The 13,441-nt window shown below is 45.8% G+C and carries 10 protein-coding genes; 2 read left to right on the forward strand and 8 right to left on the reverse strand.

Features of this window, described 5'->3' with window-relative positions:
• Positions 1 to 216: 216 nt before the first annotated feature.
• The 6 genes from DC28_RS00785 to folD all read right to left on the reverse strand — a co-directional run bounded on the left by DC28_RS00785 (position 217) and on the right by folD (position 5,464).
• Positions 217 to 1,383, reverse strand: coding sequence for an SPOR domain-containing protein (locus tag DC28_RS00785; protein ID WP_156104523.1), 1,167 nt, complete (start codon positions 1,381 to 1,383; stop codon positions 217 to 219).
• Positions 1,383 to 1,706: a lipopolysaccharide assembly protein LapA domain-containing protein gene (locus DC28_RS00790; protein ID WP_052078289.1), complete on the reverse strand. Its 324-nt coding sequence runs from the start codon at positions 1,704 to 1,706 to the stop codon at positions 1,383 to 1,385. Before DC28_RS00790 ends, DC28_RS00785 begins: the two co-directional genes overlap by 1 nt.
• Before the next feature lie 64 nt (positions 1,707 to 1,770).
• Positions 1,771 to 3,024 carry an IMP cyclohydrolase gene (locus DC28_RS00795; RefSeq protein WP_037544627.1) on the reverse strand — a complete coding sequence of 418 codons (1,254 nt, stop codon included), beginning with the start codon at positions 3,022 to 3,024 and terminating at the stop codon, positions 1,771 to 1,773.
• The gene (locus DC28_RS00800; RefSeq protein WP_037544629.1) at positions 3,014 to 3,727 is read right to left on the reverse strand and encodes a hypothetical protein; all 714 of its coding nucleotides are present in this window, start codon (positions 3,725 to 3,727) and stop codon (positions 3,014 to 3,016) included. The genes DC28_RS00795 and DC28_RS00800 overlap by 11 nt, the downstream gene beginning before the upstream one ends.
• A gap of 20 nt (positions 3,728 to 3,747) precedes the next feature.
• On the reverse strand, positions 3,748 to 4,521 hold the full coding sequence (gene folE2, locus DC28_RS00805) for a GTP cyclohydrolase FolE2 (RefSeq protein ID WP_037544631.1): 774 nt from the start codon (positions 4,519 to 4,521) through the stop codon (positions 3,748 to 3,750).
• A 40-nt stretch (positions 4,522 to 4,561) separates the two neighbouring features.
• Positions 4,562 to 5,464 (reverse strand): bifunctional methylenetetrahydrofolate dehydrogenase/methenyltetrahydrofolate cyclohydrolase FolD, encoded by a 903-nt coding sequence (gene folD / locus DC28_RS00810; RefSeq protein ID WP_037544633.1) that lies wholly within the window; start codon positions 5,462 to 5,464, stop codon positions 4,562 to 4,564.
• A gap of 154 nt (positions 5,465 to 5,618) precedes the next feature.
• Between folD and DC28_RS00815 the strand changes: the two genes are divergently transcribed.
• Together DC28_RS00815 and DC28_RS00820 are read left to right on the forward strand one after the other, a co-directional pair.
• A complete protein-coding gene (locus tag DC28_RS00815; protein ID WP_156104524.1) occupies positions 5,619 to 6,275 on the forward strand; it encodes a TP0733 family outer membrane beta-barrel protein in 657 nt (218 codons plus the stop codon).
• A 16-nt stretch (positions 6,276 to 6,291) separates the two neighbouring features.
• Positions 6,292 to 7,557 (forward strand): hypothetical protein, encoded by a 1,266-nt coding sequence (locus DC28_RS00820; RefSeq protein WP_037544637.1) that lies wholly within the window; start codon positions 6,292 to 6,294, stop codon positions 7,555 to 7,557.
• A 210-nt stretch (positions 7,558 to 7,767) separates the two neighbouring features.
• On the opposite strand, the gene DC28_RS00825 is transcribed toward DC28_RS00820, so the two are convergent.
• Positions 7,768 to 12,798, reverse strand: a complete 5,031-nt coding sequence (locus DC28_RS00825) for a chitobiase/beta-hexosaminidase C-terminal domain-containing protein (protein ID WP_037544640.1) — start codon at positions 12,796 to 12,798, stop codon at positions 7,768 to 7,770.
• Between the two features lie 22 nt (positions 12,799 to 12,820).
• On the reverse strand, positions 12,821 to 13,429 hold the full coding sequence (locus tag DC28_RS00830) for a phosphoribosyltransferase (protein WP_037544642.1): 609 nt from the start codon (positions 13,427 to 13,429) through the stop codon (positions 12,821 to 12,823).
• Between the last annotated feature and the right edge of the window lie 12 nt (positions 13,430 to 13,441).

Genomic DNA, 13,441 nt, shown 5'->3' on the forward strand with positions numbered 1-13,441 from the left:
ACAATAGATTATATAATGTGCATAAGCCGATATGTCTTGATGGGGGTCACTGCGTATCAGCTTGTGCGCACTAAGAATAGATGCGAGTTCTTGCACAACTTTCTTTTCCAAGAACCATGTGCGAGACCAACTAAAGTAAATCATTTCATGGAAATGGTTTACTCCCCCCCCCATTCTTGGGCATGCCACATTCAAATGACTTTTGCAATTGGCTAATTATTCAGAAATAGAAGTGATGAAACCCTCAAAACCAGCATCCTTCAATCCTAGTACCAGTTGCTGCGGGTTATTCCCCGCTGGATCTATATACACGGTTATACCCCGGGTACCTTCATGCACCAGGGCAGTGAACCCTTCGGTTGCCAGGAGCTGAACCAGTCTTTCTGCATTATTAGAATCCTGGAAAAAACCGACCTGAATGATAGACTTTCCGGTAGTGGATCCTTCGGTTTGATTAGATCCTTCAACAGAAATTCCTCCCGCCTCTCCACCATCCGTCGTTTCCATCGCTGTGACAGAACCAGATCCCGGCGGATAGGGTTGTAACTCTTGAAGTGCTAAATAGGATGAATCCAGGTAGGGGACTAGATTCCCAGGATTAGGAAAGGGGTACACCCCTGAGGTTTCACTCTCTTGTACTAACCTTGAAAAGGAATTGGGAAAAAAGGATTGTCCGTATCGTTTCGTCTGCCTTGAAAGCTCTTCATCCTCGGTATCCTTTGCCAGGGTGTACAAGAGCAGGAGAGCACGATCGGAGTACGGTTTCGGATTTGATTCTTCAAATCCAGGAAAAAATCTATTCTTCAATATCTGAATTGCTTGGCCGTCCTTCTGTTCCATGTAAAATACTCGGGCGAGATGAATTGCAGCTAAGTAGAGAATATCTGTGTTTCGGGGTTTCTCAAGGTAACTGGATAACCATTGTTTTGCCTGATCAAGCTCGCCGAGTTGAATTCTATACTCAGGGATTAACAGGAATAATTGATCTATCGTTTCAAAACCAAATACTCTCGGTATTGCGGTGTTTTGTAGCATCGATGGGTGTGCAGCCTCATCCCACTCTCTGAATAGGTGTTCAAGACCGAGGACTGCTAAATCATATCGCTGCATAAGTGCCATGAGAGATGAGGCCTTCGAAATAAGAAAATAAGCCTGTTCTGACTGCTCTTGAGAAGTACCCGCTTGATCCATAACCGCCTGTAGATCCAAGAGGATCCTTTCAGCCGTTTTCACGGCTGACCCGGGGTTAGAGAGCCCCTGCTCGATCGCCCGCAGTTCCCAATCGGCTCCCTCATGGACGGTAATCTCATCATCCGCCCATACGGCACTCGTCACAAACAAAAGTGCGCTAATAATACAAACACGATATAGTGATAGCTTCATTATTCTTGAATATCGGTGGTCTCGGGTTGTTGCTTATTTTTTTTTGGAAATTTAGGTTCCTGTTTTGTCCCCTTTTGAGGCAAGGATTTAATGGTCTGATTATCAGCGATCTTTTTTTTAGTCTTACGGAATCCACCGAAGGTTATAAAAACCACTGTAAAAACCGCCCCAAGAAGAAACGCAATGCTAAGACTGATAAATACAGGCACGGATTCAATCTGGAAAAAACCAAAAGATATTACAGATGTATTTTCTAGATTAAAGCCCGCGAAAGCAATGAAAAGACCGAATAATAATAGAATGAATAAAAGTTTCCAGGGCATAATCCCTCCCGTATTCTTAGAAGAATCTCAACGTGAACGTTACTGCCTAGTATAGCATATTATACTAATGTCGAAAGCTCCGTTGACCGGTGAACATCATGGAAGCACCATACTCATTACAGGCTTCGATAGATTCGAAATCACGGAGGCTTCCACCCGGCTGCAGTATGGCCTTAACCCCCTCCCGTAATCCAACCTCGGCGCCATCCCTGAAGGGGAAGAAGGCGTCTGAAATCATAACACTCCCTTCTAGACCTCCATTCACTGCGGATACCCTCCCATTAATTTCTTCTCTCATTTTATCTGTATCCAACAGATTGAACGGTTTGCCGAAGAGCTCCCAGGAAAGCCTGTCTGAAAGTTTCCTGTACGCCTTATCCCTTGCAATCTCTGCTACCCCTACCCGGTCCTGTTCGCCTGTGCCGATACCACAAGTAACCCCGTCCTTTACAAAAATGACCGAGTTGCTGGTAACGCCTGCCTCAACCATCCATCCGAAATACATATCCTCAAGCTCCTTCTGGGTGGGTTTCCGGTTTACAGAATATTTTTTCCCTCGGTATTCAGTTTCGGCGGGAAGGAAGTCTTGGTAGGATTTGGCTTGGGGTTCAAAGGACCACTGGGTTACCACCCCTCCATCAATAAGAGATTTTAGTTCTAAAAATCTTCCTGAAGAAAAATCTTGCAACCGGTCAATATTTCGAATCTTCATTACTCTGAGATTTTTCCGTTTTGATAGAACATCCAGAACACCGGATTCAAAATCTGGTGCTGCGACTACCTCAAGGTAACTCTCCATTATTTGTTCGGCAGTGGATAGATCCAATTCCCTATTAACCGCTACAGCTCCACCGAAGGCTGCAAGCCTATCGGCTAGATAGGCTTTTTGATAGCTTTCACTAAGTGTCTCAGCCTGGGCTACCCCACAAGGATTGTTATGTTTCATGATTATCGAAGCAGGTTTTTCAGTAAGATATCGCAGGATGTTCAATGCGGCATCAATATCGGTAATATTGATTTTACCAGGATGCTTTCCCGATTGAAGCAATTCAGGAAGGCTTGCCAGATGGTTATTCGGAGAAATACTAACCACATCTCCAAGGCTCAGGTTTCCACCTACAAGCCGATAGAGCGCGGCCTGCTGTTCTGGGTTTTCTCCATAGCGTAATCCAGCTTCCTCGCCCCCGACATCCCAGGTGGTTTTTTCATAACTGAGTACCTGTATATCTGATTCATCATTGAATAGCCGGATTTCCATATGGTTTGGGAAATGGTCCTTATTAATGCTTCGGTACTTCTGAGATAGATTATTTCCCATTGATTCGTTCCTCCCAGGTGGTGGTTTGCTGATACATAGCAAGGTCGTTCTTCATTCTATTTGAAAAATACTCTGTGATATCAGCTTCATATTGAGCCGTATGATTAAACGTTTTCTGAGCGAAGGATAGCCGATCTGCAAGGGACGTGCATCCATTCTGCTTCCGTAGGATACGTAAAAAATCGGAATAATCTGAGGGCTGGCATAGACTCGTGACTCGTAAAAAGTTCTTTGCGCTGGATCTCAACATGGTAGGCCCGCCGATATCTATGTTCCCGCGTGCAGCCTCAAGGTTGTCCGGATTGGCTGTGATGGTTTTTTTAAAGGGGTACAGATTTACTACAACAAGATCAAAGTAAATAGCACCGGTTCTATTCAAATCAGATTGATGATCCGGGTTATACGCTTCTGCCAATAAGCCGAGGTATATTTTGAAATCGAGGGTTTTTACTAATCCGCCTTGCATTTCTGGTTGGCCGGTAAACTCCGAGACCTTAATTAGATTGCTAGTATCACTACCGTGAGTGGAAATCAGGATTTGTTTGATAGCATCATACGTACCGCCGGTTGAAAAGAGTCGAATCTCCGGATTTATTTCTAGTAATCCACGAACAAGGTCTTCAAGACCTGTTTTATCAGATAGGCTAATAAGCGCATGTTTAATAAACACAAGATCCGGTGTTTTACTCACCATATTCTTCATATAGACTCCTCACGTCTTTGCTATTTTACACCACGTTCTACATAGGCATAGGCATCATGAAGATGTATGCTCTCCATATTTTCAGCTTCTACACTAAACCATGGAAACTTGTTTAACCCTTCAATTTTAACTGTAACCTCCCGTACGAGATCCTCAACAAAGGTGGGGTTATCGTAAGAGTGTTCAGTTACCCATTTTTCATCTTCACGCTTTAAAAGTGTAAACAATCCACAGGAGGCAGAATTTTCAATTAATGTTATTATTTCTTCGATCCAAAAAAAGGATCCCATTTTAAGGAGAACCTTCACCATACTCCGCTGGTTGTGGGCTCCTCTATCTGAGATCTCTTTTGAGCATGGGCAAAGAGTGAGTACTGGGACCTCGATACCAACATAAAACTCATGATCAACTGGCCCCGCGGTTCCCTCATAGGTGCAATGATATTGCATCATACTGGCTTGACCCGAAACAGGTGCTTTTTTTTCTATAAAGTATGGAAAGGCAATTCTTCCGTAGGCTTGCTCGGCATCCAGAACGCTCCTTATGCTATGCAGCATATGAATAAAATTTTCCATTTTAACATTCTTGGAGTGATCGTGAAATACTTCGATAAACCTACTCATATGTGTACCCTTGAAGTGGTGTGGCAAATTGGCATATAAGTCAACCGTGGCAGTAGTGGCCTGGGTTTTATTTACCTTATCCAATACCACGATAGGGTATTTAATATTTTTCACACCAACCTTCTGGAGTGGTATATTTCTTCCATCGGGTTGGCTTTGTACATCCTGCATGAATAATCCTTTTGGGTTGTCCGGAAGGCCCGCAGCTATGCTATCTACTACTCTGAATCTTTTTTTCCAGGGTATTTTTTGCAGATTGCACCGTATTGAACAACAGCATGGTGATGGTTAGCGGTCCTACTCCCCTAGGAACAGGGGTGATGGCTTTTGCTTTCTTTTTGACTGCATCAAAATCTACATCCCCTACCAACCGGAACCCCGATTTCTTGGACTCATCAGGCACACGATTGGTTCCTACATCAATAACCACTGCACCGGGTTTAACCATCTCTTCGGTAACTAGTTTTGGGCGTCCAACCGCTGCAATCAAGAGATCCGCCTGTATTGTATGGTCCTTCAAGTTGGGAGTGCGGCTATGGCACACCGTAACCGTCGCATCTCCCCATTTCCCCTTAGATAAGAGCATATTCGCCAGGGGTTTGCCGACAATATTACTTCTGCCCAGAATAACAACATGTTTCCCACTCGGTGAAAATTCTATGGCTTCAAGTATTTTAATAATTCCATGGGGTGTACAGGGTAAGAAGGTGCTTTGTCCCTGGAGCATTCTCCCTAAACTAACAGGGTGGAATCCGTCCACATCCTTCTCCGGAGAAATGGCCTCAATAATATGTTCATCATGGATATGTTCAGGCAATGGTAATTGTACCAGAATTCCATGAATCTGATCATCCGTGTTAAGATCCCGGATGATATCTAGGAGCTGCTTTTCCGACGTATCTCCCGGCAGCCGAATCTCTCTGGAATAAATACCGTTTTCATCGCATGCCTTCTCTTTAGCTGTAACATAACTCACACTGGCAGGATCCTCCCCTACAAGGATCACAGCCAATCCGGGTTGTGTGCCACGCCTGGTTAAGGAAAGCGCTTCTTCCGCGATTGAGGTTCTCAAATCCGACGCAATAGTTGTACCGTTTATAATAGATGCTTCCACGGTAGTGAATTACCATAAAATCCGGGGTATTGCAATGGTCAAACCCCCTCAGATCATTCATTGCAACCCGGTGCATCAAGTGATAGTATTCTTCAAAGTTGAAACGAATTGGAATCTGAACTGTTTGTTGAATACCAACATTACGAGGTGAATTGTGAATCAAAAACGAATGGTGCTAGTTTTTCTTATGCTCAGTTGTATAGGGTTGTTATCGGTACAAACGGTTTTTTCCCAGAGTGCCCCGGATATTAATATGAATCCGAATACCTTGGTCCTATCCCGAAAATTAGGGGATCAAATGTTAGGGTTTAACGCCGGAGTCTATCTTCCGCTCTTTACCCATAATCCCAATACGGGTGTAATAACTCCTCAGATAGGTGATCCGGACGGGATGACATTAGGAGGAAGCGGAACTCTTCGATGGGGAGCTTTTCTGAACAGCATAATGAATCTAGGTCTTGATCTCAGCTGGAGTTTTAACTTTGGTCCAAATGACGACCTAGTCAGTCAATTCACCCCAATCACTGCCCGCCTATCCACCTATCTCCGAACGGGTTCCTTTGAGTTCCCTATTCATGTTGGTGTTGGGCTTAACGTGTTATCCTATAAGATTACTACCACCCTAACCCCAGTCGTCAAACTGGGAGTGTCAGGGCTCTATAATATAAGTCCGGATTGGGGCTTCGGACTGAATCTCATGTACTGGTGGGTACCTGATATCTACGGATCGAGCACGGAAACCCCTCCACCAGCTGATACACGCTTCGGAAACTTTTTAGAAATCAGTTTAAGTGCAATTTATAACTTTTAGATACAAGGAACTACGAATGAAGAATAAACAACATCGCTGGTTAGGAATACAGGTCTTCTCCACAGTATTATTTGTGGTTCTGGCTGGTTGCACCTACGGCCCCCAGGGGGTATTTGCAGGCCTGGAGTTGGAAAAATCCGTAACTACAATAGACAAATCTGGATTATCAGAATCCATGAGCCCTTCCGCATTTGCCTACACCGCCCACGTTGAGGCAGTGGCGGGACCTGCCCTGTTTTTGCGCCAGCCCACCGATTCGAACACATCACCCGACGTTCAAAACCCTTGGGAAAGCATTGAAGTAGGAGCTGCCGGGACCGATTCGACCCTGACGGTTGAAACCGTATTTGCATTGGCCACAGTAGATTCTTACCTCTACGTCGCAGCTAGTCTGAGCGACGGGTCAAAGGCTCTGTACTATACCGATACATCCAGTTTTTCGTGGGACGACAAGGGTATACTGACAAACGATGATGCAATCGAATGGGAAACTGTTGATATCGCTTCTTTTGGCCAGGGGACCCTCGAAGGCTTAATCGGAGTGGGAGAACGGGTCTTTTTCTGGACAACCGATAGTTCTAGCTCTACCCAACATCTCTTCTCCGTGGTAGCAAATGGAGCCCCGGTAGAACAGGCAATCCCGGGACTATCCAGCAGCTTGACGGGGTTAGACGGCTACTACGATCAGAATGCAGATGAATACTGGTTTGCATCCACCTCCCAGGTGTTCGGCGGCCAACTTGGCAGTCTTGGGCTTGATTCTAATTTTCCTGGGTTAACCATCGGGGAAGGTCCGGAAGCAGGGGATCGCCTGGTTTTCCTTGAGGCGGTGGGTTCCGATGCAGCCATCGCAGGTAGTAAGTTAGGACGCCTCTACCTACGAGAAAATGGCACAACCTGGTTTACCATGGTCGAGAATGATAACTCCGTCTTAAGTTTTGTGAACAATCCTGGAGACATAGATGCGGCCTACCTTTCTGTGGCTACCAATAGCGCCTTTTATGACACCGACATCCGTTCGAATACCCTGTTTTTAGCAACCGAAGAAGGATATGATCTAATAACCTTTAATATAACTGAGAAAACACTGTCCTATTTTGATGGGAGTACGCAAACCGAATTTAGTAATCAAAACTCTGCTGCATTCTGGTCTGCCCCTGTCCGAAAACTGGTATATAACACCATTGCCAGTCGCATGTACGTCCTCAGCGTTGGCCATGGACTATGGACAAGCGTCATGAATGAGGATGGATACTTGGAATGGGAGTGGTTAAAAGACTAGGATTCTAATAAATTCTTAGTGCGTAAAAGCATGGACCTTTCAGGGCCGGTAACAACCCACCTGGGGAAATACCAGGTGGCATATCCTTTTCCAAGGCTGTCACAAGGTTATAAACGTTAGCCTAGGATTCTGATTAGTAATCATATAGCGCCTATCAACGTGGTAGTTATGTAGTAAACCGATCATAAGAGATCTATGGTCGGTTTAACACTACAGTCCCTGTCTTATCTGATTTCCTGAGAATATTTGCCCCTCGATGCTTCCTGCTTCCAATGCTGGAATATCAATAATACGTGTTTGGGCGTCAAGACTTGTTCGCCAGCCGGGTTCGTTTTGTAGTAATAAGGTGTTCCATCCCTCAAAAATGTTGTTCCGAACGTTTAGTTTTGTGTCTGTATCAGCCAGGTAGAATACCAGACTGTTGCCCCCGGCTCCCATGATCATATTCTCTACAACCACATCACGGGCGTTTTGAATCTGAAACCCCAGGGTTGAACCGGTATTCGTGAGGTCAAGATCGCCGTTAATCCAATGAACCCTAGACCTGTCAATGGTATTCAGGATGAGTTCAGCCGTGTTCCACGCTTCAATGCTGGTTAAGTCCTCGATAACGGCTGAAGAATTTTGAAAGTTAAAAACGGTAATGAAATCCTCTGCGGAGTTAGCGACGATGGTATCACCGACCGAGGTGATTTCTGATAGTCGGGTAATCATTCCAGATGCGGATCGTTGACCGCTGGGATGCCAGGAGTTGGATTGAGAGTCGAATACTCCCTCTTCAAGCCGGACAAGGGCGGTTGAAGGGGTCATCAAATCACCATAAAATATCGAATTTTTAGCGGTAAAAGCCCCGCCAATGCTATGAACGCCTATCCCCAAATCATTTGCCTGACCTACGAAGATGGAGGAATTGCTAATCGTAAGATCAGAGTCCTTTGCGAAGATTACACTGGTTAAGGAACCAGACGGTCCATGGATCTCTGAATTAGAGATTGCAAGTTTGGTGTCTAGAGAATGGAGACTATATCGAGTCAGAGCAGAGCCAGTATTCTCATTACGATTGTTACGTAAGAATGCAGGAGTCCTCGTATACTCTATGAGAATTTCATTCAAAGACAGTTCAGATGCATTATCACTGTGGATAAGCTGCCTAACAGTACTTTCATTAGCAATGATGTGAGTCCGTTCAACTAGAGTATTGCTTGCTGAATATGCAGAGAGTACTTGCGTCTTTCCGGTAACCACCAAACTGAGCGTATCAAGCACAATAGAAGCTCCGGGATTCACCCGAAGAAGTTGTTCGGTTACCCCTCGTTGATCTGTGATGAAAAGATTGTGGAGGTAGGTGGTATTCCCTGCAGTGAAATCAAACACGGTCTCATCGGGAAAATTGGCATCCAGGGCTAAGACGGTTTCATTTGTACTGGGCTGCCAATTCCTATCGAGTCCCCCCCGAATAATTAGGCCGGAGATGTTTTCTATACCCTCACCCAGAAGGTAGGTGCCTTCGGTAAGGTACAACCGATTCCTATTCTTCTGGTACAACAATTCTTTCGCTTCGGTAATAGACCGTGCAGGATTCTCACGGGTTCCAATCGGGGCACGAGGATTACGGAGGTCATTATGGTTGGACAGGTAAATTGAAGCGCGATCAACAATTACTTCAAAACGACGAGATCGCGAACTGATATTACCAGCTTCATCCTGAGCAACGGCTTCTACTTGATATAACGTAACGAATCCTGCTTCACCGGGTAGGCGTATTCTCCCATTATGTTCGGTGTAATTGGCAAGGGGTTGAACCGAACCGATACTAGTGGGGACGGTGAAGCCGGGAATCTCATGGGGTTCAAAGGCTTTCTTGGTGATTTTCAAGAATATCGTATCAGTTGGCGCCTGTGTGGACAGTAAAAGTGTTCCCTCATTGTAAAAAATATACCTGAATTGTTCATCCTCGGTTTCTGGAGGTAAGGGGGGGGTCGTGTCTATGATAAAGGATTCATACACAGGTTCAGAGGGCTCAATTCCCGGGGCGAATTGACGAAAGACAATCCGATACTCCAGTGTTTCCCCGGGGGTGTGGTTCAGATCAAGGGATCCATCCCATACCGGGGATCGGTTTGTAACATCGGGCACAGGGGAATCGCTGAAATATAGTTCATACCGGATGGTGGCATTTTCTATGGTTGGTTGGAGGGTGATCTCCGGTACGGTGGTAGAGATTTTATCCTGGTCTTCGAGGAGTACGATTGGCCTTGGCGCTGTATTTTTTTCATCTATTTGGAGGGTGGATACGTCGCTTAGATTGCCTGCCTCATCGATACTCCTGTAAAAAAATCTCAAGGTATCTACACCGGGTTCTATGGTCCAGGAAATCGGCCTAGTATAGAGCTGGAAATCCATTTGGTTGGAAAATCTATATTGTATTGTATCATGAAAGTCATCCCAGCTAATAAGTCCGGAATTTCCATCACGAACGACTACCGGCTCAGGAGGTGGCTCGGGGATTTGCTGATCGATGATGACGGTGACCATCTCTGTAACCGCCCCCCAGTTTCCCACATCATCCTTTCCCCGGGCTAACATACGGTACTCGATAACGTTCCCACGCTCACCGGTTAGGCGGATACTACCGGTGTACTGAGGAGAATCAAAGGACGGAATGGCGGGTAAAGAACCGTTTGTGCTTAATTGGTAATACAGCGTGCCCTCGCCTTCTAAGATGATATCGACCGGCTTAGCAGTAACAATTCTACCATTTTGTGAGAACTTGGATTCATTTTCATCCACAACCAGTACCCGGGGTATTCCAGGTGGCTCCCGATCAATGGTTACAACCTTTTTCACCGGCTGAGATTGATTGCCCGCCACATCCTGGGTAAACGCGAGAATCTCAAAATCCTGTACGAGTCCAGGAGATCCTCGAAGGGTAAGTGGTGAGGTATAAATGCTTGGTTCAGATCCGTTGATAGTGAGGTACACCAATGCCGTTTCACCATTATCATGGGTGACAGACAGGGTTACTGAATTACCGGTAACTTCATTTTCGGGGTCCGTAAAAATTGTAGGCGCCAAGGGAACAACAGTATCTACCGAGAAGCTGTATCTCATACGCTCGGATTCTAGGCTCGGGTCATACTGTGATTCCGCCCAGAGTTCTAGGGTGTACCGGGATTCTTCCAACCCAAAGGATAGCTGTAATTCGCCATCCTCAAACGTTCCCGTTTCAAGATCCTCGGTATCTATGTTGAGAAGGGCATAATTATACTTCACTGCTTTTTCTATGAACCCGAGGGGTAGAGTAATCTGCTCCTGTGTGAAGATCTGATCATCTAGGAGTCCTGTGAGAACCGGTTTTTTTGGCGGTACCATGTGGATAACATGCTCACGACTGGTTGGGATGGACCAATCATCCTCCCCAAGCTGCTCCCGAGCTTCGATCCAATACACCAGATTAACCCCGTCCCGGCCCTCAAGTTCAACTGGTTGAAGATACTCGATAAACTGGGGTTGTATGGAGGGGGCCTGTGGATCTGAGGCATTGATTCTGTACTGGAGTTTACTATCTGCATCGCCGGGTTTGACTACAAGGGTATCATCACGAATCTCGATTTCTGGTCCACGGGGAACTGGAGCATAGAATTGAATTGTTGAGCTGCCTATTTTTTGAGGCGGCAATGATCCTGATGATGGTGTAAAAAAGGCGAATTTCATGGTTTCAGAGAGTTCTCTGGGGAGTGATACCTCTACCGCCTCCTCTAACAGTACAGGATGATGATCATTAATAGAAACCAAGATTCCTTCGGCTGGTGGGTTGAACCTGATTATATTGTCCTCAACCTCTACCAATGATTCGATTGGTTGCTCAAGGTTCGAGGGTTGCACAACAGAATAGGATTGGACAGGGCTCGTTTTCCCTGCCGGGTTTTGCGTACGTAGCCATATGGTGTTCTCTCTTGAGAACGTCAACTCAGAAACCAGGAGGTTCTTAACAGTACGCCATGGCCCTTCTGAGGATTCGGTAGCGATTTGCAGCCTATGCTGCTCATGTCCACTCCCGACCAGGATATCCGAGGTGTATACTGGATCATCAGTATCAATGTTTCGGTAAACAGGATTGTACCCTGAATCACGCCTTAATACCTGAGCAGTGAAATCTGGTGGAGGAAATCCATCGAGTAAGAAGAATAACCGGTATTCTCCCCTATCCGGTTTATGAATCCGTAGGGTTAATGCACGGAGAGATCCGTCCTGGGGACGAATTCTAAGTGGCCGGTTGAAAGGCAGGTCAAATATTCCAGGGCTACGTTCTTCGGCGACGTAGGTCATATCACTGTACAACACGGGGATTTCTAGGCTGTTTCCTGTGAAGCCCTGGGCAATCTCTCCATAGGGTGTTGTTCCAGTAGTGAGTTCTACATTTGCATGGTATTCTTTTCCATTGCCATCAATGGACCAGACACGTAACGAAACATCTCCGGATACGGTGGTAATTCCCTGGTACACCTCACCAAAAACCTTAGGATCAGTACCATTTACCGTATAGCGAATGGAGTTCATCCCAGAGGCTTTAATATATAGGGCCTGTGGATTTATGAAGGTTCCAGGCACCGGTGACAATATCTGTAGGGAAGGCTCTCCCCGTTCCGCCGTACGATCGATAATAAACCTTCCGGTTTGTACGGGGCTCTTGTTCTCAGCCTCATCCACAGCCCACACCTCCATGGTGAACTGTCTTCTTTCACCAGGACTACCGGCTAGGGGTATGAACTCATCATATACCTTGGGTTCTGAATTATTGATCCTATACCAGTAGGTATCCGTTGCATTGCTACCGGATAGCTGAATTCTCTGGGCAGAATTGTATATTCCGGGTGGCTGACTAAAAACTGGGATCCTTGGCCGTTCCATATCAATGATATAGGTTAGAGGGCCTGACTCTGTAAACGTGCCATCCCGATATCGTATAACGGTGAATATGTATTCTCTACGCTCTCCAGGGAGGGAAGTCAGAGGCAGGGGTTCTCGCAATTGGAGGGGAATCCCCGTCCCGCCGCTTTCCGGAAGGAACTGAAGAAGCAACTCATCGGTATGGTCGGATGCTTGTAGGATGATGGGTTTATTATACAAGCCGGGAGGCGGACTGATTGCAGAGTCCGCTTCCTGGGTAAAGCCTGGAAATGAAGTAACTACCAAGAGTGAGACAATTCCAACGTAGAAAGTAGTAAATTTCCTGACCATTCCTAGGACTCCCAGCATAATCTTAATAGTCTCGGAGCTGTTTTAGCAATGCCACAACTTCCTGGTCATCTGCATAATTATGTTCTATTTCTTCGTCCGTTAAGCCAACTAGTTCATGGCTAAGATAATGAATCCAATTGTCCTCCGTCGGAGAGCTGACAAGGTGTTTGCGACAAAAATAATCCGGTTGGATAGGGAGTTGATTTGATAGATAGGTACGAACCTTATAGTCGTGTACCGCAATCTTAATATCACGACGAGGCACACCCTTCTCCAACAACACCTCTACCAGGTGGTTTATCGTCCTGCCGGAGTCGAATATATCATCAATGAGAAGAATCTTATCCCCCTGGCGAAGATGCTCCGGTGAGTAGGTCCAACCGTCTACACGTATTTTATACTGTTCTTTTACACCTGAATAACTATGGGCAACCAGGGCAGCATAAAAAACAGGACGCTGCCCTTCAGGTCGGACCACCTTAAAATACTCGCTTATGACATTGCCCACGTAGGCTCCCCCGCGTAAGCTCACATAGATTACATCCGGTGTGAAGCCATCGGTGTGCATTCGATGGGCAAGCTTTAGAGAGTTATTTCTCACTTGCTGATACGATAAAAATTCTTTTGACATCACCTATCCTTA

Origin of the sequence: Spirochaeta lutea (genome assembly GCF_000758165.1) — a bacterium.
Lineage (GTDB): Bacteria > Spirochaetota > Spirochaetia > DSM-27196 > Salinispiraceae > Spirochaeta_D > Spirochaeta_D lutea.